The 24,520-nt window shown below is 71.1% G+C and carries 24 protein-coding genes; 11 read left to right on the top strand and 13 right to left on the bottom strand.

Translation table 11 applies throughout. From position 1 onward, the window contains the following. Window positions 1-35: 35 nt before the first annotated feature. Window positions 36-680: a GAP family protein gene (locus AQJ27_RS25065; RefSeq protein ID WP_067372999.1), complete on the bottom strand. Its 645-nt coding sequence runs from the start codon at window positions 678-680 to the stop codon at window positions 36-38. A 238-nt stretch (window positions 681-918) separates the two neighbouring features. On the opposite strand from AQJ27_RS25065, the gene AQJ27_RS25060 reads away from it, so the two are divergent. The 4 genes from AQJ27_RS25060 to AQJ27_RS25045 all read left to right on the top strand — a co-directional run bounded on the left by AQJ27_RS25060 (window position 919) and on the right by AQJ27_RS25045 (window position 5,809). Beyond that, window positions 919-1,812 carry a YhjD/YihY/BrkB family envelope integrity protein gene (locus AQJ27_RS25060; protein ID WP_235613564.1) on the top strand — a complete coding sequence of 298 codons (894 nt, stop codon included), beginning with the start codon at window positions 919-921 and terminating at the stop codon, window positions 1,810-1,812. 82 nt (window positions 1,813-1,894) lie between these two features. After that, window positions 1,895-2,539, top strand: a complete 645-nt coding sequence (locus tag AQJ27_RS25055; RefSeq protein WP_067372996.1) for a GMC family oxidoreductase — start codon at window positions 1,895-1,897, stop codon at window positions 2,537-2,539. Further along, window positions 2,536-3,954: a DUF2252 domain-containing protein gene (locus AQJ27_RS25050; RefSeq protein WP_067372993.1), complete on the top strand. Its 1,419-nt coding sequence runs from the start codon at window positions 2,536-2,538 to the stop codon at window positions 3,952-3,954. Before AQJ27_RS25055 ends, AQJ27_RS25050 begins: the two co-directional genes overlap by 4 nt. Window positions 3,955-3,976: 22 nt before the next feature. Next, entirely contained in the window at window positions 3,977-5,809 is a 1,833-nt protein-coding gene (locus AQJ27_RS25045; protein WP_067372990.1) for a glycoside hydrolase family 15 protein, read from the top strand. On the opposite strand, the gene AQJ27_RS25040 is transcribed toward AQJ27_RS25045, so the two are convergent. From AQJ27_RS25040 to AQJ27_RS58795, 3 genes are all read right to left on the bottom strand, one after another. Beyond that, complete coding sequence (locus AQJ27_RS25040; protein ID WP_067372987.1) at window positions 5,760-7,064, bottom strand: chloride channel protein; 1,305 nt, start codon at window positions 7,062-7,064, stop codon at window positions 5,760-5,762. The genes AQJ27_RS25045 and AQJ27_RS25040 overlap by 50 nt on opposite strands. 251 nt (window positions 7,065-7,315) lie before the next feature. Continuing rightward, the gene (locus AQJ27_RS25035; RefSeq protein WP_067372984.1) at window positions 7,316-8,431 is read right to left on the bottom strand and encodes a GNAT family N-acetyltransferase; all 1,116 of its coding nucleotides are present in this window, start codon (window positions 8,429-8,431) and stop codon (window positions 7,316-7,318) included. A gap of 305 nt (window positions 8,432-8,736) precedes the next feature. After that, a complete protein-coding gene (locus AQJ27_RS58795) occupies window positions 8,737-9,123 on the bottom strand; it encodes an acyl-CoA reductase (RefSeq protein WP_067372981.1) in 387 nt (128 codons plus the stop codon). Window positions 9,124-9,179: 56 nt separating this feature from the next. Between AQJ27_RS58795 and AQJ27_RS25025 the strand changes: the two genes are divergently transcribed. Together AQJ27_RS25025 and AQJ27_RS25020 are read left to right on the top strand one after the other, a co-directional pair. Further along, window positions 9,180-10,385, top strand: coding sequence for an MFS transporter (locus AQJ27_RS25025; RefSeq protein ID WP_235613565.1), 1,206 nt, complete (start codon window positions 9,180-9,182; stop codon window positions 10,383-10,385). Window positions 10,386-10,785: 400 nt separating this feature from the next. Next, window positions 10,786-11,529 carry a maleylpyruvate isomerase family mycothiol-dependent enzyme gene (locus AQJ27_RS25020; protein ID WP_067372975.1) on the top strand — a complete coding sequence of 248 codons (744 nt, stop codon included), beginning with the start codon at window positions 10,786-10,788 and terminating at the stop codon, window positions 11,527-11,529. 79 nt (window positions 11,530-11,608) lie between these two features. Here AQJ27_RS25020 and AQJ27_RS25015 read toward each other — a convergent pair whose 3' ends face one another. After that, the gene (locus AQJ27_RS25015; RefSeq protein ID WP_067372972.1) at window positions 11,609-12,019 is read right to left on the bottom strand and encodes a MarR family winged helix-turn-helix transcriptional regulator; all 411 of its coding nucleotides are present in this window, start codon (window positions 12,017-12,019) and stop codon (window positions 11,609-11,611) included. A gap of 85 nt (window positions 12,020-12,104) precedes the next feature. On the opposite strand from AQJ27_RS25015, the gene AQJ27_RS25010 reads away from it, so the two are divergent. Both AQJ27_RS25010 and AQJ27_RS25005 read left to right on the top strand, forming a co-directional pair. Further along, complete coding sequence (locus tag AQJ27_RS25010) at window positions 12,105-13,613, top strand: MFS transporter (protein ID WP_067372969.1); 1,509 nt, start codon at window positions 12,105-12,107, stop codon at window positions 13,611-13,613. 123 nt (window positions 13,614-13,736) lie between these two features. Further along, on the top strand, window positions 13,737-14,015 hold the full coding sequence (locus AQJ27_RS25005) for a DUF6332 family protein (RefSeq protein WP_067372966.1): 279 nt from the start codon (window positions 13,737-13,739) through the stop codon (window positions 14,013-14,015). Here AQJ27_RS25005 and AQJ27_RS25000 read toward each other — a convergent pair. The 3 genes from AQJ27_RS25000 to AQJ27_RS24990 form a co-directional block, all read right to left on the bottom strand. Further along, window positions 13,976-14,641 carry a response regulator transcription factor gene (locus AQJ27_RS25000; RefSeq protein WP_054228788.1) on the bottom strand — a complete coding sequence of 222 codons (666 nt, stop codon included), beginning with the start codon at window positions 14,639-14,641 and terminating at the stop codon, window positions 13,976-13,978. The two genes, AQJ27_RS25005 and AQJ27_RS25000, sit on opposite strands and share 40 nt — an antisense overlap. A 101-nt stretch (window positions 14,642-14,742) precedes the next feature. After that, window positions 14,743-16,008 (bottom strand): sensor histidine kinase, encoded by a 1,266-nt coding sequence (locus tag AQJ27_RS24995; RefSeq protein ID WP_067372964.1) that lies wholly within the window; start codon window positions 16,006-16,008, stop codon window positions 14,743-14,745. Window positions 16,009-16,140: 132 nt separating this feature from the next. Next, a complete protein-coding gene (locus tag AQJ27_RS24990) occupies window positions 16,141-16,878 on the bottom strand; it encodes a TetR/AcrR family transcriptional regulator (RefSeq protein ID WP_067372961.1) in 738 nt (245 codons plus the stop codon). 243 nt (window positions 16,879-17,121) lie between these two features. Between AQJ27_RS24990 and AQJ27_RS24985 the strand changes: the two genes are divergently transcribed. After that, complete coding sequence (locus AQJ27_RS24985) at window positions 17,122-17,571, top strand: nitroreductase family deazaflavin-dependent oxidoreductase (RefSeq protein ID WP_079065253.1); 450 nt, start codon at window positions 17,122-17,124, stop codon at window positions 17,569-17,571. A gap of 120 nt (window positions 17,572-17,691) precedes the next feature. Here AQJ27_RS24985 and AQJ27_RS24980 read toward each other — a convergent pair whose 3' ends face one another. Further along, a complete protein-coding gene (locus AQJ27_RS24980; RefSeq protein WP_067372955.1) occupies window positions 17,692-18,948 on the bottom strand; it encodes a geranylgeranyl reductase family protein in 1,257 nt (418 codons plus the stop codon). Window positions 18,949-19,133: 185 nt separating this feature from the next. Between AQJ27_RS24980 and AQJ27_RS24975 the strand changes: the two genes are divergently transcribed. Further along, window positions 19,134-20,489, top strand: coding sequence for a dipeptidase (locus AQJ27_RS24975; RefSeq protein WP_067372954.1), 1,356 nt, complete (start codon window positions 19,134-19,136; stop codon window positions 20,487-20,489). A gap of 238 nt (window positions 20,490-20,727) precedes the next feature. Here AQJ27_RS24975 and AQJ27_RS24970 read toward each other — a convergent pair whose 3' ends face one another. Further along, a complete protein-coding gene (locus AQJ27_RS24970; protein ID WP_067372952.1) occupies window positions 20,728-21,768 on the bottom strand; it encodes an NUDIX hydrolase in 1,041 nt (346 codons plus the stop codon). 143 nt (window positions 21,769-21,911) lie between these two features. Continuing rightward, window positions 21,912-22,106, bottom strand: a complete 195-nt coding sequence (locus AQJ27_RS24965) for a hypothetical protein (RefSeq protein WP_067372950.1) — start codon at window positions 22,104-22,106, stop codon at window positions 21,912-21,914. Window positions 22,107-22,228: 122 nt separating this feature from the next. On the opposite strand from AQJ27_RS24965, the gene AQJ27_RS24960 reads away from it, so the two are divergent. Further along, the gene (locus tag AQJ27_RS24960; protein ID WP_067372948.1) at window positions 22,229-22,669 is read left to right on the top strand and encodes an excalibur calcium-binding domain-containing protein; all 441 of its coding nucleotides are present in this window, start codon (window positions 22,229-22,231) and stop codon (window positions 22,667-22,669) included. A gap of 8 nt (window positions 22,670-22,677) precedes the next feature. Here the strand turns inward: AQJ27_RS24960 and AQJ27_RS24955 are convergent, their stop codons facing one another. Both AQJ27_RS24955 and AQJ27_RS24950 read right to left on the bottom strand, forming a co-directional pair. Next, a complete protein-coding gene (locus AQJ27_RS24955) occupies window positions 22,678-23,607 on the bottom strand; it encodes a carbohydrate ABC transporter permease (protein ID WP_054228799.1) in 930 nt (309 codons plus the stop codon). After that, the gene (locus AQJ27_RS24950) at window positions 23,604-24,518 is read right to left on the bottom strand and encodes a carbohydrate ABC transporter permease (protein ID WP_079065231.1); all 915 of its coding nucleotides are present in this window, start codon (window positions 24,516-24,518) and stop codon (window positions 23,604-23,606) included. The genes AQJ27_RS24955 and AQJ27_RS24950 overlap by 4 nt, the downstream gene beginning before the upstream one ends. Window positions 24,519-24,520: the final 2 nt, after the last annotated feature.

Here is a 24,520-nt window from a genome sequence, read left to right as displayed (position 1 = left end):
CGTCACCCGGGCGGTGAGGTGAGGACCGGTCAGGGTCAGGCGGTCAGCTGGTAGATGCTCTTCCCCACCAGCCACAGCCCCAGCAGCAGGCACACCGTCACGATCGCCTCGTCCTGATGGCCCTCCAGCCACGTCCGCAGCCGCCCGAGCCGTACGCGGGAGGATTCGGGGGCGAAGGTCGCGTAGATCTCCATGGCCAGCAGGCTGGAGCTGGCCAGCAGGCAGTAGCCCAGCAACGCCGCGTACGAGGCGGCGTGGGAGAGGTCCGCCTCCACCACGGTGGCGGCACCGGCGGCCACCAGCCCCCAGGGCTGGAGGAACAGCGCCAGCCCGGCCGCCGTCCACGGGGAGATCCGGTCGAGCCGGGACATCATCCCGGAGGACTTGCGCCGCCTGCCCCTCCTGCGACGGGTGCGCTCCCCGTACCAGACGAGGCCGACGCCGATGGCGATTTTGGCGGCCAGGGCGGCCGTGGAGGGCGCCGACTTGGGCGGCGGCGGTTTCCCGCCGGTCATCAGCAGCACCAAGGCGATGATCGCGACGAAACTGGCCAGCCAGGTGAGGACGAAGGCCAGCCCGTTCCAGATCCCGCCCCGCGCGGACAGCACCAGCACGAACGCGGTGACCGAGAAGGGGTTCACTGCGATCGCCAGACCGATGAGGACCAGGTCAAGGACCATCGCTGCCCCCGCACGGCCGCGCCGGGCTCGGGGCGGCGCCGGATGCGCGCATGGCCCCATCGTCACCGCTCCCGCCCGCAGCCACAATTCAGCGGTGCCGTCCGGAACTCCTCGGGCGGCCTCTCCCCCGTACGGCGCAACGGCGCTCGCGCCGCAGGCGGGCGGCCGCCCTGGACGGCACCCTGGTGGCGTGGTCACGCCTCGGGGCGTGGAGCCCAGTCCGGACCCGGGAGCGGAATTGCGCGCAGGCAGAGGATCCGGCCCGCCCACCGACGGCGGGGCGGGCCGCCTGCGCGGGCGGGCCGCGGAGCTGGGGGCGCGACTGCGGCGGCTGCGCGCCGGCGCCGAGGAGCGCTTCCCGGTGATCACCCGTCTCACCTCGCACCTGATCGCGGTGAACCTGCTGGATTCCGCGACCCGGCTGGCGGCCCAGGTGTTCCTGACCGCCGTTCCGCTGCTCTTCGTGGTCGCGTCCTTCGCCCCGCGGGCGGTGCGCGACGAGATCGTCTCCTCCCTGCACGACGTCTTCGGTATCAACGGCTCCTCCGAACAGGAGCTGAGGAAGGTCTTCGAGGCCAATCCCGCGAACCTGCAGCAGAGCGCCGGAGTGGTCAGTTCGCTGATGGTGCTGCTCTCCGCCACGGCGTGCAGCCGGGCGATGCAACGCCTGTGCCAACGTGCCTGGCGACTGCCGGGTGCGAGCGCACGGATCGCCGCCTGGAGATGGCTCGTGTGGATCGCGGCCTGGCTGGTCATCCTCGCCCTGCAGGGACCGCTGCGCACCGGGTTCGGCGTGGGGGGATGGCTGGGCGTGCCGCTCCTGCTGATCGCCCAGGTGGGCGTCTGGTGGTGGACCCAGCACCTGCTGCTGGCCGCGCGCGTCCTCTGGCTGCCCCTGCTGCCCGGTGCGCTCCTGACCGGGGTGGCCATGACCACTCTGTCGGTGGTCGCCAAGCTGTACGTGCCCAGCGCGCTCAACCGCAGCCTGGACCGCTACGGGTCGCTGGGTGCGGTCTTCACGGTGTTGTCATGGCTGATCGGGCTCTGCGTCGTCATCGCCGCCGGGATCACCGCCGGGGCGGTCATCGCGCGGGAACCCGCCGTGTCCCGGCGCCTCGGTTCACCCGAATAGGCCAACTCGCCGGAAATATCCCCCAGGGATACCTTGGGTTTCGGGGCAGATGCCCACGGGGGCAGTGGGGACGGTGGCCCGCATGACCGACGCACAGCACTACGACGTCATCGTGGTCGGCACCGGTGCGGGCGGCGGCACGATCGCCCACCGGCTCGCGCCCACGGGAAAGCGGATCCTCCTTCTCGCACGCGGGGACTGTCTTCCTCGTGAACGCGACAACCGGTATTCCACCGCCGTCTTCGTCAAAGGGAAATACCGCGCGCCGGAATCCTGGTTCGACAAACACGGAAACCAGTTCCCGCCCGAGGTCAATTACTACGTGGGCGGCAACACCCCCGACAACCGCGTCACGCTGGACCGGGACGGCGGCATCCACCTGACCCTCGACGAGAAGAACAACATCGCAGGACCGAACCACCCGCGGCACGAACTGCGGGGCATGCGCGGCCACTTGGGCATGTACGAAGACCATCTCCTGTCGCGGAGCATCTACCTGCACAAGGGCATGCCCATCGGCGCCACGGCGCATCAGGCGGGCACCGTCCGCTTCGGCCGCGACCCCGCCGACTCCGCCCTCGACGTGGACTGCAAGGCCCACGACCTCGACAACCTGTACGTCGTCGACCCGAGCTTCTTCCCGAGCATCGGAACGGTCAACCCGTCGCTGACGGCCATCACCGACGCCCTGCGTGTCGGTGAGCGCATCGCGGACCGACCGCGATGACCTCGCGCCACCCGGCCGACGGCGTCATCCCGCACCGCACGCCCCGCGAGCGTGCCGAGACCGGCAAGGCCGCCCGGGCCGCCGTACCCCGCTCCAGTCACGCCGAGTTCACTCCCGCTCAGAAGCGGCCCGACCCCGTGGACGTCATCGAGACGCAGTCCGCGACCCGGGTGCCCGATCTCGTACCGATCCGCTACGGGAGGATGATCGAGTCACCGTTCCGCTTCTACCGGGGGGCCGCCGCCATCATGGCCGGCGACCTCGCCGACACTCCCCGCAGCGGGATCACCACGCAGGTGTGCGGCGACGCGCACCTGCTGAACTTCCGGCTGCTGGCCTCGCCCGAACGCCGCATGATGTTCGACATCAACGACTTCGACGAAACGCTGCCCGGCCCGTGGGAGTGGGACGTCAAGCGGCTGTCCACGAGTTTCGTCATCGCCGGCCGGGCGAACGGCTTCAGCGCCAAGGAGCGGGCCGATGTCGTGCGGTCCACGGTGCGGTCGTACCGCGAGTGGCAGCGGCGCTTCGCCGCGCTGGGCAATCTCCCCGTGTGGTACGCCCGGTTCGACGAGGACTGGGTGCGGACCCACGTCTTCCCGGAGACGAGCGCGCGGGCCCGCGAGCGCTGGTCGCGGTCGGTGGCGAAGGCACGCACCCGCGACAGCCTCCGGGCCTTCGAAAAGCTGACCCACGTCGTCGACGGGAAGGTCCGCATCGCCCCGGATCCCCCGCTGGTCACACCACTCCAGGACCTGCTTCCGGACGTCGAACGCGACGCGATGGAGGAGCTGATCCGCCGGATGATCGAACGGTACGGTCAGAGCCTCCCGTCGGACCGCCGGCTGCTGCTGGAGCAGTACCGGCTGGTCGACGTGGCCCGCAAGGTGGTCGGGGTCGGCAGCGTGGGCACCCGCTGCTGGATCATTCTGCTGCTCGGCCGCGACGACCAGGATCCGCTGCTCCTGCAGGCCAAGGAGGCCGACGAGTCGGTACTCGCACCGTTCGCCGGGGCGAGCGGCTGCCCGACGCAGGGCGAGCGCGTGGTCTGCGGTCAGCGGCTCATGCAGGCCACCAGCGACATCTTCCTCGGCTGGGCTCGGGCTGACGGCATCGACGGCGGCCGACGGGACTTCTATGTGCGGCAGTTGCGGGACTGGAAGGGCATCGCGGAGCCCGAGTCGATGGTGCCGGACGGGATGCGGGCCTTCGGTGAACTGTGCGGTGCCACGCTGGCCCGCGCGCACGCGAGGTCGGGGGACCGGATCGCCATCGCCGCCTACCTGGGCGGGGGTGAGGTCTTCGACCGGGCGCTGGTGACGTTCGCCGAGCGCTATGCCGACCAGAACGAGCAGGACCACCGCGCGCTCGTCGACGCCGTCCGTTCCGGGCGGGTCAAGGCTGAAACCGCCTGACACGCCTGACAAGGAGAGCAGCATGGATCGCTACCCGCCCATCGCCGACCACGGGCTCGTCGGGGACCTTCAGACCGCGGCCCTGGTCTCCTCCCAGGGAGTGATCGACTGGTTCGCCGCACCGCGCTTCGACTCACCGAGCATCTTCGCCTCGCTGCTCGACCACGACGGCGGCGGCTACTTCCTCCTCGCACCCGAACACCCCGAAGGCACCTGGAGACAGCTCTACTACCCGGACACCGCCATCGTGGTGACCCGCTTCATGTCACCCGACGGAGTCGGCGAGATCGTCGACCACATGCCGGTCCAGCCGGGCCCGACGGCGACCGACCGGCACAGCCTGGTGCGGGTCGTCCGCTCGGTGCGCGGCACCGTGCGCTTCACACTCGAATGCCGGCCGCGGTTCGACTACGCGCGGGCCGCCCATGAACTCGACCTGACGCACGACAGACCGCTGCAGGAGACGGCGACGTTCCGGGCTCCCGGGACGACCGCCTACCTCCAGGGCACCATCCCGCTCGAACGGGACGGGCAGGACGTCCGTGGGGCCATCACCCTCAACGCCGGGGAGACGGCGGCCGTGGTGTTCACCGTCTGCGCGCCGGACGGGAAGGCGCCACCGTCCCCCACCGTCGAAGGGATCACCGAAGACCTCTGGGAGAACGTCGACTTCTGGCAGAAGTGGGTGCGCACCTCGCGCTACCACGGCCGCTGGACGGACATCGTGCACCGCTCCGCGATCACCCTCAAACTCCTCACCTACGCCCCCACGGGCGCCCCGGTCGCCGCCGCCACCATGGGACTGCCCGAGCAGGTCGGCGGCGAGCGCAACTGGGACTACCGCTACACCTGGGTGCGGGACGGCTCCCTCTCGGTGCGGGCCCTGCTCGACCTCGGCTTCGTGGAGGAGGCCACCCGCTTCACCCGCTGGCTGGGCGACCGCCTGGCCGCCCGCGAGGGCCCCGACGACGAACCCCTCCAGATCATGTACCGGGTCGACGGCGACCCCCATCTGACGGAGGAGATCCTGGAGCACTTCGAGGGCTACCGCGGCTCCTACCCGGTCCGGGCCGGCAACGCCGCCTGTGACCAACTGCAGCTCGACATCTACGGCGAGGCCCTCTACGCCCTGGCCGAGGGCCGCGAGGTCGGCGAACAGACGGGCTACCACGGCTGGAAGGGGCTCGCCGCCACCCTCGACTGGCTCGCCGACTCCTGGGACCGGCCCGACGAGGGCATCTGGGAGACCCGGGGCGGACGCAAGGACTTCACCTACAGCCGGGTGATGTGCTGGGCCGCGTTCGACCGCGGCCTGAAGCTGGCGCACGCGTTCAGCAGGCCGGCCGACACCGTGCGCTGGACCCGGGCCCGGGACGCGATCCTCGAACAGGTCATGGAGCGCGGCTGGAACGACAAGGAGCAGGCCCTCGTCCAGTACTACGGCGGCGACGTCCTGGACGCCTCGCTGCTGCTCGTCCCCCGGGTCGGATTCCTGGCCCCCCGCAGCCCCGGCTGGCTCAACACCCTCGACGCCATGGACCGCGTCCTCGTCTCCGACAGCCTGGTCTACCGCTACGACCCCGGGGCCTCGCCCGACGGACTGCGCGGCTCCGAGGGAACCTTCAGTCTGTGCACCTTCCTGTACGTCGACGCCCTCGCCCGCGCGGGGCGCCTGCCCCAGGCCCGCTATGCCTTCGAGAAGATGCAGACGTACGCGAACCACGTCGGCCTGTTCGCCGAGGAGATCGGTCCCAGTGGGGAGCAACTGGGCAACTTCCCGCAGGCCTTCACCCATCTCTCGCTGATCATGGCCGCGACGACACTGGACGAGGCGCTCGACGCGCTCCATCGCTGAACACCGGGATTCCCGGCCCCTGCGACAGCAGTTCGGTGGTCACGAAGGACACCACGGCGGCGAGCACGATCACCGGCACCGTGCCCGAGTTGCCCACCATCAGCACGACCAGCACCACACAGCTGACCGGCAGCCGGAGCGCGGCGGCGGACGAGGCCGCCATGCCCGCCGCCACGCCGGGCACGACGCCGAGCCCCGGCAGCGGCGCGAGCAGGGCGCCCATCGCGCCGCCCAGGAACAGCGCGGGGAACACCGGACCGCCGCGCAGGCTGCCCAGGCAGAGCGCGTACGCGACGCCCTTGAACACCAGGACCGCCACCAGGCTGCCGACCGACCAGGCGTGCGGGTCGGTGGCGAGCTGTCCCAGGATGGACTGCCCCGACAGGGCGACGTCGGACGGCGAACGGCCGGTGAGGACCGCGTAGAGCGCCGCGCAGAGGGCCGCGCCGAGTGCGCAGAGCACCGTGTTGCGCAACGGCCGCGCGATCACGAGGCGCGCCGCGATCCGTCCGCCCGCGAGGATCCAGTGGATGGCCGCCCCGATGACGACCGCCATGAGTACCGACCACACCACGTCCCCGGCATCGAGGACGGAGGGCGCGGGCAGTCCGATCTCCAGGCTCCCGGTCTTCAGTCCGGTCCAGTCTCCGAAGCCGGTGAACACGATGGCGCCGATTCCGCCGGCCAGCAGGACGGGGAGCATCACCGCGAACAGCTGCGGCCCGCCCACTCCGGACACCTCCATCAGGAGCACGGCCGCCACCAGCGGACTTCCGAAGATCACGGAGATGGCCGACGCGGCGCCCGCGGCACCGAGCAACGCCGTGTTCGCCTCGGTCGCGGGAACGCGTACGAGATCCCGGAACAGCAGCGCCAGACCGCCGCCCAGAGCGATCAGCGGCGCCTCGGGCCCGAGCACGGCTCCCAGCGGCAGACTCGCCAGCGCGGCGAGGACCACGCCGGGAACGGCGTCCTTCGACGCGCCTCCGGGCTGCAGGCCCCCCGCCGGGATGTGTCCGCCCCGGCCGGGAAACCGCAGGACGACCAGGGCGACGACCGCACCCGACAGCAGAGCCGGCGGCAACGGCCACCACCACGGCGGATTCGACCACCCGAGATGGTGCGGCCAGTCCACCCAGATCAGGCGTTCCAGCTCGTGCAGCAGGACGAGGAACCAGAACGCGACCAACGACACCGGGATCCCGATCAGGCCGCAGAACAGCAACGTCCGCCGGTACGCGGGCTGCCGCAGCATGTCCCTCAGCTGCTCGGCCTCGCGGGGCTGATCTCCCGGGGCGGGCTCCGCCTGTACGGGCTTCGGTTCGGTGATGGGTCTTCTCCTGGGTCCGCCCGCAGCGATGCCGCCGGTCGGAGCGCGAGATTACCCACCACGTCGCCCATGCCACTCCCAGCCACGCGACACCACCCGGAAACCCTCCGGGTGGACGCGCCCACCGATGCCATCGCTGCCGCACGGCCACCCGGACCGTCGGTGGAGAAGCCGGCTCAGCGGGCGCGGGGGCCTGCCGCGCCGGAGTCCGGCCGGCCCGAAGTACGCAGCGTGCCGACCGTCTTCAGCAGCCGGTCGGCCGGATCCCGCAGCCTGGGATGGGCCAGGACCGTGTTGCGCAGGCCGCGCACCGGCCTGCGCCAGAGCCGGTGCGCCGTGGCCATCGGGTGGGGGCGGGTCGCGAACCCTTCGCCCACGCGCAGCTCCCGGGTCTTGAGCCAGTCCTTCCACTCCTTGTCGCCACGGCCCAGGTCCATGAGCCGCACGCCCTCCCGCCCGGCGGCCTCGGCCATCCGGAGGTGCATGATCAACCCGGGCGAGTAGTAGCGGAGTTCGGGGTCGTACGCGGTGAACCAGGCGGCGAACAGGGTGCGCGAGGTCGGTCCGAAGTGTGCGGCCACCGGCCGGTCACCGGCGTACAGCACGGACAGCACGCCGTTGAAGTGCTCCTCACGGACCCGGAAGAGATGGTCCACCAGGTCCACGATCCAGGGCCGCGCGAACCGGTCCATCCGTCCCGTCCTGCGGTACTGGGCGGACTTCCAGCGCATGAGGGTGCGCAGCACCCGCGGGTCGCGCTCGTCGTAGACGAAGCGCATCTCGCCCAGGTCGCGTCCCAGGCGGCGTTCCTTCTTCAGCGTCGTCTTGGCCAGTCCCGGGTAGGCGCCGCGCAGCCACTCGGCGTAGGTGCCCTCGCCGACCTTCAGGTCTATCGCCGGTGAGGCGAACGTCCCGGTGACATGTCTGCCGAAGGGTTTCTGCTCCTCGACGAGGTGGTCGAACTCGAAGACGGACAACCCGCAGGCCCGCAGCAGTTCCTGCGTGTCCCAGGTGACCCCGGGGCGGTGCACCAGGGCCTGACAGTCGGAGAGACCGAGACCGATGGCCCGGCCGACGCCCAGGGAGTTGCGCTCGTACGGGAAGAAGCCGACGGGCTCCCCTCTCTCGTGGAGGACCGCCACGTGCGCCCCGCCTCGGTACCTGTCGATCCCCGCCGCGAACTCCGGGGCCAGGAACGGGTTGGCGTAGTCGGGCGACTCGTCCATCACCCGATGCCAGGCCAGGAGGAGCGAACTGCCCAGCTCCTCCGGTCTGTGGATCGTGATCTCCACCTCAGATCAACCGCCCTTCCGCGGGCTCCGCGAGGGACGTACCGTTCGCGGCGCGGCCGCCTAAGGCGTGAGGATCGTTGTTCATCGATCGCACGGCCGACCGCCCCCCATTCCCCCATGACGCGTCTCGAACTGTTCCGCGAGGCTCAAACGTCGCGAATCAGTACGCAAGCTGTCAAGGGTGTCTGTCGTAACGGAAGAGTGGGAATTGGCTTGCCCGTGCCCGACCAGGCCGTCCGGCGCCCGGGCCCGACAGCGGATCGGAGGCCGATTCACTCCTCGTTCAGCCGGCGCATGAGGCGCCGCTAGGGGTGAAAGCCGTCGTGGGAGAGGCCCGATGGCCTGCCGCCGACCCGGCCGGGCCACACCACGCGCCACACCCCGGCGCAGGCGAGGGCGTCGCGCGGTTCCGCCTTGCGTGTGCCCGGGTGGACGCCGACGGTCTGCCGCACAAGGCCGACGGTCTGCGGTCCAAGGGCGACGGTCTGCGGTCCAAGGAAGTGGTCGCCGTGATCCTCGGCGGTGGTGCGCGGCGCCGCGGTGTCGGAGCCGCTGTGCGGTTCGCCGAGCCCGTCGGCGAGGCGGTGGCGCCCGGTCATGGCGTGCTCGCGGATGAAGTCGGGCCGGGCCTCGTCGCCCCAGCGGAGCACCGTGATCCCGCCGCGGTCACCGGCTCGGCGCGAGGCGGTCACCGGCTCGGCGCGACAGGCTCCTTGCCCGACCCCCGCCCGCCGCCTACGCTGACTTTGTGCCGCTAATAAACAAAGCCCGGTCGCACAGTGCCGTGCGGGGCCCCGACGACCTCACCCGCCTGCGTATCGCCATCACCGCCTTCTTCGCCCTCGACGGCTTCGTCTTCGCGGGGTGGGTCGTCCGCATCCCGGCCATCAAGGAGCAGACCGGCGCCTCGGCGAGCACCCTGGGACTCGCGCTGCTCGGCGTCTCCGCCGGAGCGGTGATCACGATGACGCTCACCGGCCGGCTGTGCCGCCGCTTCGGCAGCCATCCGGTGACCGTCGTCTGCGGCATCCTGCTGGCGCTGAGCGTGGCCCTGCCCCCGCTGACGCACTCGGCAGTCGCGCTGGGGTTGGTACTGCTGGTGTTCGGGGCGGCGTACGGCGGTATCAACGTCGCCATGAACAGCGCCGCCGTCGATCTGGTGGCCGCGCTGCGGCGGCCGGTCATGCCGAGTTTCCACGCGGCGTTCAGCCTGGGCGGCATGATCGGCGCGGGGCTCGGCGCACTGGTGGCCGGTTCCCTGTCCCCCACCCGGCACCTGCCCGCGCTCACCGTGATCGGCCTGCTGGTGACCGCCCTCGCCGGACGCACCCTGCTGAGTCACGAGCCTCCGGCGCCCCCGGAGCGCGGACAGTCGCGCGAGGAGCGCGCCCCGCGTCGCCTCGACGCACGCACCCGGGGGCTGGTGTTCGTCTTCGGCCTGATCGCCCTGTGCACCGCGTACGGCGAGGGTGCCCTGGCCGACTGGGGAGCCCTCCACCTGGAACAGGACCTGCGGGCCCACCCGGGCGTCGCTGCCGCCGGCTACTCCTGCTTCGCGCTCGCCATGACCATCGGCCGGGCCGGCGGTACGACGCTGCTGGAACGGCTGGGCCGCACACGGACGCTGGTGGGCGGCGGCGCCACGGCCGCCACCGGCATGCTGCTCGGCGCGCTCGCCCCCTCCGTGTGGGCGGCCCTGCTCGGCTTCGCGATCACAGGGCTCGGGCTCGCCAACATCTTCCCCGTCGCCGTCGAACGCGCGGGCTCCCTCGCCGGCCCCGGCGGTGTCGCCATCGCCTCGACCCTCGGCTACGGCGGCATGCTCCTGGGACCGCCCGCGATCGGGTTCATGGCCGACTGGTTCTCGCTGCCCATCGCCCTCACCAGCGTGACGGTACTGGCGGCGCTGGCCGCGCTCATCGGGTTCGGGACGCGCCGGGCGGCCGTGAGCTGACGACTCGTCGCCCCTGGGCCCTGACGGATGCCCCCCGCGGACGGGCGTGCCCCAGCTCACAGCGGGCGACGGGACCGGGCGGGAACAACCCTGGGGGACCGGCCGTTAATGAGTACGTGGCTGCGGAGGGGACAGTGTCCCCGGGTCTCACCTACAGCCCATGGGGACGATCGTCCGGCTGAAGCCCCATGGAGCGTTCCGCCGCGAGGCGACCGCCCTCCGTCGGCCACGACATACGGCCCCGGCTGGTCTCCCCCGTCCAGCCGGGGCTTCTCCTTGCCCGCCGCGGGTAACGCCAGCGGCCGGGTCGGCATACCGTGCCGTCGGCAGTGATCCCTGTCAGGTGCCGCAATACGCGTCCGTGGCCCCCGGAGCCCACTCGGTCCGGCACACTCGCCGCATGGAGATTCCGGAGTTCGTGGAGACCCTGGACCAGGAGGGCCGGTCGCTCGCCGCGGCGGCCGAGCAGGCGGGGCCCGACGTCAAGGTGGCGACCTGCCCGGGATGGCAGGTGCGGGATCTGGTGCGGCACACGGGCATGGTGCACCGGTGGGCGACGGCGTTCGTCGCCGAGGGCTACCCCACGTACCACCCGGACGGCGGTCTGCCCGAACTGGACGGCGCCGAACTGCTGGCCTGGTTCAGGGACGGCCATCGCCGCCTGGTCGACACGCTCGCGGCCGCTCCGCCCGACCTGTCCTGCTGGAGCTTTCTGCCCGCGCCCTCGCCACTCGCCTTCTGGGCGCGGCGGCAGGCGCACGAGACGACCATGCACCGGGTCGACGCACAGTCGGCGCTCGGCGAGACGCCGGACACGGTGACGCGGGGCTTCGCGGTGGACGGGATCCACGAGTTGCTGCGCGGCTTCCACGGACGTCCGAGGAGCCAGGTGCGCTCCCGAACGCCCCGTGTGCTGCGGGTGCGCGCCACCGACGCGGACGCGGTGTGGACCGTACGGCTGTCGCCCGAGCCGCCGGTCAGCGAGTGGGGCGTGGCGGCGGGCGGCGACGTCGACTGCGAGCTGGCGGGGCCCGCGGCACGGCTCTATCTGGCGCTCTGGAACCGGCTGCCGTTCCCGGACTTGACCGGTGACGCCTCGCTCGCCGCGCTGTGGCGGGAGAAGTCCGGCATCACCTGGGGCTGAGACACCGCCATCCCGATCAGGTCGGTCCGCGTACGGTCGCGGTCCGCGGGTGATGGCCTCCGGCCGGTGGTCCGCGGTGTCAGTCGCCGGTGACCGGCCCGTCCGCCAGCATCCGCGTCAGCACCGCCCGCTGCACCGGCAGCACCTCGGCATGGAGCGCTCGCCCCTTCGGGGTGAGGCAGACGGACACCCCCCGCCGGTCCTCCGGGCACATGCCGCGGGTCACGAGACCGTCCTTCTCCAGCCGGGCGATCAGCCGGGACAGGGCGCTCTGGCTCAGATGGACGCGGTCGGAGATCTCCTGAACGCGGTAGGAGCGGTCACCGTCGGACGCGGCACCCCCGGCCAGCACGTCCAGCACCTCGAAGTCGCTTGCGCCCAGCCCGTGTCGGTGCAGCTCACGGTCGAGCTCGCACAGGGTGCGCGCATGCACCGCGAGGATGTCACGCCACTGGTCCACGAGCACCTGCTCGGCCTTCTTCGCCGCCATGGGCGCACCGTAGCAAAGAATCGAGTTTGTTGCATCGGAATTAAATGCACTTGCATTCGATGCATGTGCATGTACTGTCTCCCGCATGACCTCTCCGCTCACCACCCCCACCACCGAGGGACGCTGGACCCCGCGGCTGTGGGGCACCCTGCTGGTGCTCTGCGCCGCGATGTTCCTGGACGCGCTGGACGTGTCGATGGTCGGCGTCGCGCTGCCGTCCATCGGCTCCGAACTCGACCTCTCCACCTCGACGCTGCAATGGATCGTCAGCGGCTACATCCTGGGATACGGCGGACTCCTCCTCCTCGGCGGCCGCACCGCCGACCTGCTGGGCCGCCGCCAGGTCTTCCTGGTGGCCCTGGGCGTCTTCGCGCTCGCCTCGCTGCTCGGCGGGCTCGTCGACTCGGGCCCGCTGCTGATCGCCAGCCGCTTCATCAAGGGCCTGAGCGCGGCGTTCACCGCCCCGGCGGGCCTGTCGATCATCACCACGACCTTCGCCGAAGGTCCCCTGCGCAATCGCGCGCTGTCGATCTACACGACCTGCGCGGCCACCGGCTTCTCGATGGGCCTCGTACTGTCCGGCCTGCTCACCGAGGCCAGTTGGCGCCTCACCATGCTGCTGCCCGCGCCCATCGCACTGCTCGCCCTGCTCGTCGGTCTGAAGCTGCTGCCGCGCAGCGAACGCGAGAAGGACCACAACGGCTACGACATCCCCGGCGCCGTCCTCGGCACGGCCTCGATGCTGCTGCTGGTGTTCACCGTCGTCCAGGCCCCCGAGGTCGGCTGGGCCTCGACCCGTACCCTCCTGTCCTTCCTCGTCGTGGCCGTCCTGCTCACCGTCTTCGTCCGTGTCGAGCGGCGTTCGGCGGGGCCGCTGATCCGGCTCGGCGTGCTCCGCTCGGGCAGTCAGATCCGCGCCCAGCTCGGCGCGATGGCGTTCTTCGGCTCGTACGTCGGATTCCAGTTCCTGGTGACGCTGTACATGCAGTCGCTGCTCGGCTGGTCGGCCCTGCACACCGCGCTCGCCTTCCTGCCTGCCGGGGCGCTGGTCGCGCTCTCCTCCACGAAGGTCGGCGCCGTCGTCGACCGCTTCGGGACCCCGCGGCTCATCGCGGTGGGCTTCGTGTTGATGGTCGTCGGCTACGCGCTGTTCCTGCGCATCAGCCTCGACCCGGGGTACGCGACCGTGATCCTGCCGACCATGCTGCTGATCGGCGCCGCCTGCGCGCTGATCTTCCCCTCGCTCAACATCCAGGCCACCAACGGCGTCGACGACCACGAGCAGGGCATGGTCTCGGGTCTGCTCAACACCTCCGTCCAGGTGGGCGGCGCCCTCTTCCTGGCCGTGGTGACGGCCGTCGTGACCGCGAACTCCTCGGCGGGTTCCTCGCCGCAGGCCGTCCTCGACAGCTACCGGCCCGGTCTGATCGTGGTGACGGGGATCGCCGTGGCGGGGCTGCTGATCACGCTGCCGGGGCTGCGGACCCGGCGCCCGCGGCAGACCGTCGTGGTCGCACGGTCCGTGGGGAACGACTCCGTGGGCAACGACTCCGTACGGGAGGACTCGCAGGGTCGGGTGGCGATCGGCGACTGATCCGGTTCGCCGGCGACCTCAACTCACCGCGTCGACGCGGCACTTCGGCCAGGCACTTCGACCCGACGCGCCCGGCGGGCAACCCCTTGCCCGCCGGGCGCACTGCCGTGACAGACTCGGACCATGGGGAGACGCACGCAGGAGCAGCGGGACGCGATGACGGTCGAGATCGGGTACGCGCTCCTCAGCGCGACCTTCGCGGCGGGCCTGGCGCTGGGCGCCGTATCCGGCCCCGCGCTGCTCTTCGATCTCCCGCTCACCGTCGAGAAGGTCCTGATCACCTCGGGGGTACTGCTGGCCACCGCGCTCTTCGCGGTACGTGTGGTCACGGTACTCGTCCGCTTCGGACGCGCGGCCGGCACTCACCCGAGCCACCCCGGCCGCACCAACCCCGACTCGTAGGCCAGCACGACCAGTTGGGCCCGGTCACGGGCGCCGAGCTTCACCATGGTGCGGCTGACATGGGTCTTGGCCGTGAGCGGACTGACGACCAGACGCCGCGCGATCTCGTCGTTCGACAGTCCGATACCGACCAGGGCCATCACCTCCCGCTCCCGCTCGGTGAGCCGGACGAGCGACTCCGCGGCCGCGGGCTCCTTGGAGCGGGCCGCGAACTCCGCGATCAGACGGCGCGTCACGCCCGGTGACAGCAGTGCGTCGCCGCCGACCACCGCCCGTACCGCGCGCAGGAGTTCGTCGGGCTCGGTGTCCTTGACGAGGAAGCCGGAGGCGCCGGAACGGATCGCCTCGAAGACGTACTCGTCGAGCTCGAAGGTGGTGAGCATGACCACCTTCACGTCCTTCAGGTCCGGGTCGTCGGTGAGGCGCCGGGTCGCGGCGAGGCCGTCGAGCAGCGGCATGCGGATGTCCATCAGGACGACGTCGGGGCGCAGTTCGCGCACCTTGCGCACCGCCTCCTCACCGTCGGCCGCCTCACCGGCCACCTCCAGGTCCGCCTGTGCGTCGAGCAGCGCCTTGAAGCCCGCCCTGACCAGTGACTGGTCGTCGGCGAGCAGGACGCGGATCACCGGTCCCCCCGCGCCGTCCATCGGTCCTCCCCCGTCGTCCACCGATCCTCCCGCGCCGTCCACCGGCTCTCCTGCGCCATCTGCCGGCTCTCCTTCAGCGTTCACCGGTCCTCCTCGACCTTCAGCGGGAGCACGGCCAGCACCCGGAAGCCTCCGTCGTCGCGCGGGCCCGCCTCGATCGTGCCACCGAGGGCGACGGCCCGCTCCCGCATACCGGCCAGCCCGTTGCCGCTGCCACCCGCGTCGGTGCCGGTCGCGGGCCCGTCGTCGTCGATCCGCAGCCGCAGCGCGCCCTGCGCGGATTCGAGCCGCACGCGCGCGTGCCGCGACCCCGAGTGCCGTACGACATTGGTGAGGGCCTCCTGGACGATACGGAAGGCGGCGAGGTCGGTACCCGGCGGAAGCTTCGGAACGCCGCCGGGTTCCTCGATCCCGACCGTCAGACCCGCGCTCGCCGCCTGTTCGACGAGTTCGGGGAGCCGGTCGAGCCCGGGCGCCGGCGCGCGCGGCGCCTCCCCCGGCGTACGGAGTGTGTCGAGCACCTGGCGGACCTCGCCGAGCGCCTCCTTGCTGGCCTCCTTGATGGTGGTGAGCGCCGTGCGCGCCTGTTCCGGGTCGGAGTCGAGAAGCGCGAGGCCGACGCCCGCCTGTACGTTGATCACGGAGATGCTGTGGGCGAGGACGTCGTGCAGTTCACGGGCGATCCGCAGCCGCTCCTCGTCGGCGCGCCGGGCGGTCGCCCGCGCGCGTTCGGCGCGGTCGCGGGCCCACTGCTCACGGCGTATCCGGGCCAGCTCCGACGCCACCAGGATCACCACCCCCCAGGTGACGAAGCCGAGTTCCTGGTTCCAGGAGCCGGCCCGGTCCCCCGCGGGCGGCAGCCATCGGTAGAGCCAGTGCCCCACCAGCACATGGCCGACCCACAGCATGCCGACGGCCGTCCAGGCGGCCCAGCGGTGCCCCGCGACGACCGCGGCGAAGCAGCCGACCGCCACGGTGACGAAGACGGGCCCGTACGGATATCCGGCGCCCAGATAGACCAGCGTCGCCGCGGCCGTCCCGAAGACGACGAACACCGGGTACCGCTGCCGCCACAGCAGCAGGCCGGCACCGAGGATCAGCAGCGCCCTCGCGAAGAGGTCCAGGGGGGTGCGTTCGCCGTCCTGGGCGTGCGCCGCGAACTGGGAGCCGCCCAGCACGAAGACGGTCAGCAGCAGGGTGGAACGCCACGGCCACCGGCCACCGTGCCCGCCGTGCCCGCCGCCATCGTCCTCGCCGCCCCATCGGTGCCACCCCGGTGGCCCGTGCCGCCACCACGGCGGTACCCCGCCCCGCGCCGGGGACCTGGGGGTTCGCTGCTCTTCCATGACGGTCACGCTAGACGGCACGGGCCGCCGGGGGCGTCAGCCGGACGAGGTGATCACGCGTACTCCCCACGGAGTACCGCCGATCTCTCAAGGGAAATCTCAATGGAAGAACGGAACAACACCCGGTCGCCGTCAGGGACCGCCCGTACCGTTCCCCTTGGCCGGGGTCCCGGTCGGCTCGGGGTACACCAGGCCCACGCCGTGGGCGAGTTGGTCCACCGCGTGCCGGAAGAACGGCTCGCGGTCCTCCACGAGCCGGTTGAACTGCCCGAACAGCTCGAACCCGATCAGCCCGAAGAGCTGGGCCCACGCGGCGACGAGCGCCGCGACCGCCTCGGGCGGCAGGTCGGGCGCGAGGTCGGCGGCCATCCGCTGCGCCTCGGCCTTCAGCTCGGGCGACAGCGGGGTGCGGGCCACTCCCTTGCCCCGATACGCGTCCCGCACGATGCCGACCAGCAACAGCCCCACGCGGGAGGCGGCCGGGATGGTCGTGTCCGGTGCGGTGTAGCCGGGCACGGGCGAACCGTAGATGAGCGCGTACTCGTGCGGCTGCGCCAAGGCCCAGCGGCGCGCCGCCACACACACCGCGATCCAGCGTTCGCGCGGCCCGGCGCCCGCGACCTGCGCGTGCGCCGCCTCCGCGCTCTCGCCGAGGGAGTCATAGGCGTCGATGATGAGCGCGGTCAGCAGGTCGTCACGGCTGGGGAAGTAGCGGTAGAGCGCGGAGGAGACCATGCCGAGCTCCCGGGCGACGGCTCTGAGCGACAGCTTGGCGGCGCCCTCCGCGGCGAGCTGTCTGCGCGCCTCTTCCTTGATGGCCGCGGTGACCTCGATCCTGGCTCGGGCGCGTGCTCCGCGTGCGGTACTCATGCGGGAAAGTGTGGCACGTTTTCAGAGCAGTGCACACAAACGAGAGCAGTGCACACAAACGAGATCGCCGCACGCAATCAAGAGCGGCGCACACGAACGAGAGCAGCGCACAAGAACGAGAGCACTGCTCTTGATTTGGATCACCGATCTCATGCAGACTGCTCACAAGCGAGAGCAGTGCTCACAAAAGCGAGCAGCGCTCCCACTCAGAGAGCGGCGCTCTCGCAACCGATGGGGGTCATCATGTCCACGCACGTCCAGAAGCCCGGCTGGTTCACCGTCAACGTCTTCAACCGCTGCGTGGCGTTCCTGACCCGCCGCGGTCTCAGCATCTGGGGCTCCCGGGTCCTGGCCGTCCGTGGCCGCAAGAGCGGCGCGTGGCGCACCACCCCGGTCAATCTGCTCACCGTGGACGGACAGCAGTACCTGGTCGCCCCCCGCGGCCACGTCCAGTGGACGCACAACATGCGGGCCGCGGGCGGCGGCGAGCTGCGCCTCGGCAAGAGGGTGGACACGTTCACCGCGACCGAGGTCGGCGACGACGACAAGGTTCCGCTGCTGCGTGCCTACCTCAAGCGCTGGAAGGCGGAGGTCGGTGTCTTCTTCGGTGGCGTCGGCCCCGACTCGTCCCCCGAGGAGCTGCGGCGCATCGCCCCCGACCACCCGGTCTTCCGGATCACGGTCACGAGCTGACCGGCCGGGAGCCGACAGCCACCCCCTCAGCCACCGGCCACTTCACGGGCACGGCTCCGCGACCACCGGCCACCGACCACTCGACGGACGCGGACGCGGCCACAGCTCCGCGACCAACCATCACTCCGTGGTCGCAGTGCTCTCGGCAACCGTCGGCGCGGCGACGGCCGATCGCCGGTCGAACGCGGACAGGGCGCGCCCTGCCATCGGGTGGGAACGCACCAGCTCGCCCAGCGTGGTCGACCCACGGGTGATCCCGGCGAACGCCCTCCAGGCGGGCCGGAAACTGGTGATCGCCGCGTGGAGCATGCCCGGCCGGCGCTCGAAGGCCGCGAGCATGCTCTTGCCGACGGCCATCTCGACGCCGAGCCCCGCCTTGATGGCGAAGGCGTAGTTGAGCGCCTGGCGCCGGGTGTCCACCGCGTCGTGCGCCTCGGCGATCCGTACCGCCCACTCCCCCGCGAGCCGTCCGGAGCGCAGCGCGAAGGAGATGCCCTCGCGGGTCCAGGGTTCGAGCAGCCCCGCCGCGTCGCCGCAGACCAGTACGCGCCCGCGCGACAGCGGGGAGTCGTCGGCGCGGCAGCGCGTCAGGTGCCCGGAGGAGATGCTCGGCTCGAAGCCGGCGAGCCCGAGCCGGGCGATGAAGTCCTCCAAGTACCGCTTGGTGGCGGCGCCTTCACCGCGCGCGGAGATCACGCCGACGGTGAGTGTGTCCCCCTTGGGGAACACCCAGCCGTAACTGCCCGGCATGGGACCCCAGTCGATCAGGACCCGTCCCTGCCAGTCCTCGGCGACCGTCTCCGGCACCGGGATCTCCGCCTCCAGGCCGAGGTCGACCTGGTCGAGCTTCACACCGACATGCGCCCCTATGCGGCTGGCGCTGCCGTCCGCGCCGACGACCGCCCGCGCCAGCACGGCCTCGCCGCCCTGGAGGACGACGGCGACGGTACGCCGGTCGGGCACGGCGGACCCGTGCTGTTCGACCCGCGAGACCGTCACTCCCGTGCGCAGCTCGGCGCCCGCCTTCTGGGCGTGCTCGACGAGCTGCTGGTCGAACTCGGGCCGGTTGATGAGCCCGAACAGCATCTGCTTGGAGCGCCGGGTGCGGGTGAACTTGCCGTCGAGCGAGAACGTGACCGCGTGCACCCGGTCCTGGAGCGGTAGCTCGAAGCCGGGCGGCAGGGCGTCGCGCGAGGGGCCGATGATGCCGCCGCCACATGTCTTGTAGCGGGGCAGCTCCGCCTTCTCCAGCAGCAGGACGCTGCGTCCCGCGACCGCTGCCGCATAGGCGGCCGAGGCGCCCGCCGGCCCCGCGCCGACCACGACGACGTCCCACACCCGCTGTTCGTCGTCCGCCGAAGAGTTCTCGCTGCTCACGATGGTCTACTGCTCCCAGTCCAGCCGTCTGCCGCCACGGTCCCAAGCATCCTACGGCGGGCATCGCCGCAGGCCACTGTGGGAGGATCGGGGGCGTATGCGCCCTGCACACCAGGGACGCGCGTACGCACCACCCGATCACTTGTACACAGAAGTACAACGTCGCACCTACAAGGAGCGTGCCCATGTCGTCGAATCCGGTCGCCGAGACCGTCGCCTCGCTCATGCCCAGGGCGCAGGCGGAGCTCACCGAACTGGTGGCCTTCAAGTCGGTGGCGGACTTCGACCAGTACCCGAGGAGTGAGAGCGAGGGCGCCGCGAACTGGGTCGCCGACGCGCTGCGCGCCGAGGGTTTCCAGGACGTGGCGCTGCTGGACACCCCGGACGGCACGCAGTCGGTGTACGGCTTCCTGCCCGGGCCCGAGGGCGCCAAGACCGTGCTGCTGTACGCGCACTACGACGTGCAGCCGCCGCTGGACGAGGCTGCCTGGACGACCCCGGCGTTCGAGCTGACGGAGCGCGACGGCCGCTGGTACGGGCGCGGCGCCGCCGACTGCAAGGGCGGGTTCATCATGCACCTGCTCGCGCTGCGCGCGCTGAAGGCGAACGGTGGCGTTCCGGTGGGCGTCAAGGTGATCGTCGAGGGTTCGGAGGAGCAGGGCACGGGCGGTCTGGAGCAGTACGCCGAGCAGCACCCGGCGTTGCTGACCGCCGACACCATCGTCATCGGTGACGTCGGCAACTTCCGGCTGGGTCTGCCGACGGTCACTTCGACCCTGCGCGGGATGACGCTCGTTCGCGTGCAGATCGACACGCTGGAAGGCAATCTGCACTCGGGCCAGTTCGGCGGGGCGGCGCCCGACGCGCTGGGCGCGCTGATCCGCGTACTGGACTCGCTGCGCGCCGAGGACGGTTCGACGACGATCGACGGGCTGACCGGGGACGCCCGCTGGGATGGGTTGCAGTACGAGGAGGAGGCGTTCCGCAAGGACGCCAAGGTGCTGGACGGGGTCGAGTTGATCGGCTCGGGTACGGTCGCCGATCGCATCTGGGCACGTCCGGCCGTCACCGTGCTCGGCATCGACTGCCCGCCGGTCGTCGGTGCCACTCCGTCCGTGCAGGCGGGCGCGCGTGCGCTGGTGAGCCTGCGGGTGCCGCCGGGCGTGGACGCGGTCGAGGCGAGCAAGCTCCTGCAGGCGCATCTGGAGGCGCGCACGCCGTGGGGCGCGCGGGTGAGCACCGAGCAGATCGGCCAGGGCCAGCCGTTCCGCGCCGACACCTCCAGCCCGGCGTACACGGCGATGGCGGAGGCGATGGCGGTCGCCTACCCGGGCGAGGAGATGCAGTCCGCGGGCCAGGGCGGTTCCATCCCGCTGTGCAACACCCTCGCCTCGCTCTACCCGCACGCGGAGATCCTGCTCATCGGCCTGAGTGAGCCGAAGGCGCAGATCCACGCCGTGAACGAGAGCGTCTCGCCCGACGAGCTGGAGCGTCTCTCGGTCACGGAGGCGCTGTTCCTCCAGAAGTACGCGGCGAGCTGACCACCCGGCCGAGAGGGTCCTCGCCACCCGGCGAGGACCCTCCGGCTCGGCCTGGTGAACGGCCCCGGAGCGACCGTCCCGTTGCGCGCCGAGACGTACGGCGACGTCTCCACCGCACTCGCTCTGTACGAACCACTGCGTGAACAGCCTCCGCTCCGTGCGCCGTTGACCATCGGTGCCGGATCGCCCTGTGTCCGTACACCGTCGACGTCGGCCGAGGGGCGGCCCGGTCTCGACGTCAGCCGAGCGGTATACCGGCCTCCAGATACAGCGCGGCGCCGCGCTCCCGCGCCCGCAGGGCCCAGCACAGCCGCTCGTAGCGCACCGGCGGCAGCAGGTCCGCCGCCTCCCGCTCGGTCACGAAGCGCCAGGCGCGCAGCTCGGGGCCGGGCAGCAGCAGCCGGTGGGCCTCGCCGGAGTCGAGGCGGCCGCCGTCGAAGAGAAGGCGCAGACCGCCGTAGCCGGGGGGTGCGGGCGGCTCCCAGTCCACCACCAGCAGACCGGGTACGTCCTCGAGCCGTATGCCGGTCTCCTCGGCGACCTCGCGCATGCCCGCGCGCGCGGGAGCCTCCCCCGGTTCGACGACGCCGCCGGGAAACTCCCAGCCCGCCTTGTAGGTGGGGTCGACGAGCAGCACCCGGTCCTCCTCGTCGAAGAGGAGGACTCCGGCGGCGACGGTCTCGGAGGTCGGTTCGGGGGTCTGCACGATGTCGCACGCCGACGCGTCACCGGTGCGTACGGCTTCGGCGACGCGCAGCGCGGTGTCGTACGGGGTGAGGGCGCTGGTGTCGACGGGGTGGGCGTCGGCGGTGAGCCAGGAGGCGAGCGCCGCGCGGTAGGGCTCGATGTGGTCGTAGGACCACTGGCGCACCCGTATCTCGCCGTCGGGGAGGTCCTCGGGTATCTCCCGGCCGGCTATGCGCGCCCGCAGGATCGTTTCCGCCGGGGCGAGGAGCACATGGCGTACTTCGATCCGGCGCGAGGCGAGGCCGCCGAAGATCTCGTCACGGTACTCCTGGCGCAGCAGGGTCATGGGAACCACGAGCACGCCGCCGAGCTCCGCGAGCAGGGCGGCCGCGGTGTCGACCACCAGGCGCCGCCAGATCGGCAGGTCCTGGAAGTCGCCGACTTCGGCGAGGCGTTTGGCGGGCAGCAGGTGCGCGAGCTCGCCGCCGATCACCTCGGGGTCGAAGAGCGTGCTGTTCGGGATCAGGTCGATCAGTTCCCGTGCGGTGGTGGTCTTCCCTGCACCGAACGCTCCGTTGATCCAGACGATCACGGACAGTTCCCCCTCTTCTATTGGCCCCCTGAGGCTTGCCCGCTTCACCCTGCCACGGAAACCAGCCGCAGATGAGGGAGCCGACAGCGCGGCGCCGGTGTTCCGTCCCGGGGAGCACCGGCGCCGCCTGTCGTTCCCTCGCCTCAGTCGTTCTGGCCGAGCGTGGTGTCGTCCACGGCCAGGCTGTCGCTGCCGAGCGTGTGGTCGAGGCTGCTGAGCGTGTCCTTGACGGGCAGGTCGCCCAGGGAGTCGCCGTCGACGGCGTGGGACGGGGTGATCGCCGCGACGACGAACCCGGTGGCGAGGGAGGCGATGGCGAGCATGCTGCGCTTCTTCATGCCCGGTTCAACTCCGAACGCGACAAGGAGTCACGGGTGGGTCACGCAACTCCCACTCCTCCACTTCGGACACTTCGGCAGCACTACCGTCACCCCACTCGAAACACCTCAGGGGGGACGACATGACCAACCCGTACACGGCACCACCCGCCGCATCGACCCGCACCGCCCCGGGCTGGGCCCGCAAGCGCTACGTACTGCCCGCGCTGGCCGTGGCCCTCTTCATCGGCGTCGGCATCGGCAACAGCGGCGGAAACACCACCGAGTCCGCTACGGCGAAGCCCGGTCCGACCACCACCGTCACCGCCACGACGACCGCGACCGCGACGCGGACGGCCACGGAGACGGTCACGGCGACGCCCGCAGCGACCGTGACCGTGCGGAGCACGAAGACCGTACGCGCGACGGTCACCGCGCAGCCCGCCGTCGCGGGCGGTGGCGGCAGCGACGACAGCGGCGGGGGCTCCGTGTACTACGAGAACTGCGCCGCGCCCGTCCACGTGGGAGATCCCGGCTACGGCCGCCACCTCGACCGCGACGGGGACGGCGTCGGCTGCGAGTGACGCGCGGATCAGCCCTTGGTCGACCCCAGTGTCAGCCCCGCGACGAAGTGCCTTTGCAGGAGCAGGAAGACCAGGATCGTGGGGAGGGCGACGAGGACGGAGCCCGCGGCCAGCAGGTTGTAGTCGGTGAAGAACTGGCCGCGGAGGTTGTTGAGGGATGACGTGATCGGGAGCTTGTCGGGGTTGGAGATGAAGATCAGGGCCCAGAGGAAGTCGTTGTAGATCCAGGTGAACTCGAGGGTCCCGAGGGCCGCGAGGGCGGGGCGGCACAGCGGGAGGGTGATGCGCCAGAACTGGGTCCACACGCCCGCGCCGTCGACGATGGCGGCCTCGAGGATCTCCTGCGGCAGCGTCCGCATGAAATTGGCCAGCACGAAGACGCAGAAGCCCATCTGGAAGCCGATGTTGACGATGATGACGGCCCAGTAGGAGTCGTACATCGTCAGCGAGTCGGACATCCACCACGGCAGCGGGATCCTGTTGAACAGGACGTACAGCGGGGTGACGATGACCTGTTGGGGCAGCAGGTTGCCCGCGGTGAAGAACATCAGCAGGACGAGGCCCCCGCGCAGCTTCAGCCGGGACACGGCGAAGGCGACGAACGAGGCGAGGAAGAGGGTCACGAGGACGGCGGGCACGGCGATGAGCAGGGTGTTGGTGAAGTACTTGCCCATACCGGATTCGCTGTAGGCGCGGCGGTAGTACTCGAAGGACAGGTGCTTCGGGAAGGAGAAGTAGCCGTTCTGCGCCGTCTCCTCGTACGGGCGCAGCGAGGCGTAGACGGCGAGCAGGAGCGGCGCGAGGAAGGCGAGCGAGACGCCCATCAGGAAGATGTGGACGCCGAAACGGCCCGGGCGCGGCCGGCGGCGGGGAGCGGGCGCCTTCTCCGGAGCGGGTGCCGGGCGCACGGGGGCGCCGGTGCGGATGTCGGCGGTCATCGTTCGCGCGCACCTCGCAGCTCTTGGACCAGGAACGTCACGATGAACCCCAGGGAGACGGTGAGCAGGACTACCGCGATGGCGGAGCCGAATCCGATGCGGCTGGCCTCTCCGATGATGTTGTCGGTGATCAGGACGGAGAGCAGTTCCAGGCCGTTGCGGCCCTTGTTGACCGCGTAGACGATGTCGAACGCGCGCAGCGCCTCGATGACGGTGATGACACCGACGATCACGTTGACCGGGCGCAGGGTCGGGAAGACGACGCGGAAGAAGGTCTGGCGGGCGTTCGCGCCGTCGATCGCGGCGGCTTCCTTCAGCTGCGGGTCGACGGACTTGAGTCCGGCGAGGTAGAGGATCATGACGTAACCCGTGTGCCGCCAGCTCGCCGCGATCATCATCATCCAGATGTTGAGGTGCGCGTCGCCGAGCCAGTCGATGGGGTTCTCGTGGTTGTTGAGGATCGTGTTGACCACGCCCTGGTCGGTGCCGAGGATCAGCTGGGCGATGAAGCCGACGATGGCGAGCGAGAGCACGACCGGCAGGTAGATCACGGACTGGTAGAAGCGGCTGAAGCGCACTCCGCGGTCGATGAGCACCGCGAGGAACAGTCCGAACGGCGTGGCGATCAGGCCGAGGAAGAGCAGCCACAGGACGTTGTGGCGGACGGCGGGCCAGAACGCCGGGTAGTTCTCGAACACGTTCTTGTAGTTGTCGCCGCCCACCCAGTGGATGTCGCCGACGCCGTCCCAGGAGGTGAAGGAGAGCCCGATGGAGGCGAGGGTCGGGCCCCAGACGATGACGATGTCGAGCAGGACGGGTATGCCGAGGAGCACGCCGAGGACGACGGTGTCGCGGCGGGTGAAGCGCCGCAGCCGCCGTCGTCCGGCGCGCCGTGGGATGTTGAGCGCCACGG

The organism is Streptomyces olivochromogenes (assembly GCF_001514115.1).
In the GTDB taxonomy this organism is placed as follows: domain Bacteria; phylum Actinomycetota; class Actinomycetes; order Streptomycetales; family Streptomycetaceae; genus Streptomyces; species Streptomyces olivochromogenes.
Note: the sequence above shows the minus strand (reverse complement) of the source record. Positions and strands in the feature narration are given on the sequence as shown.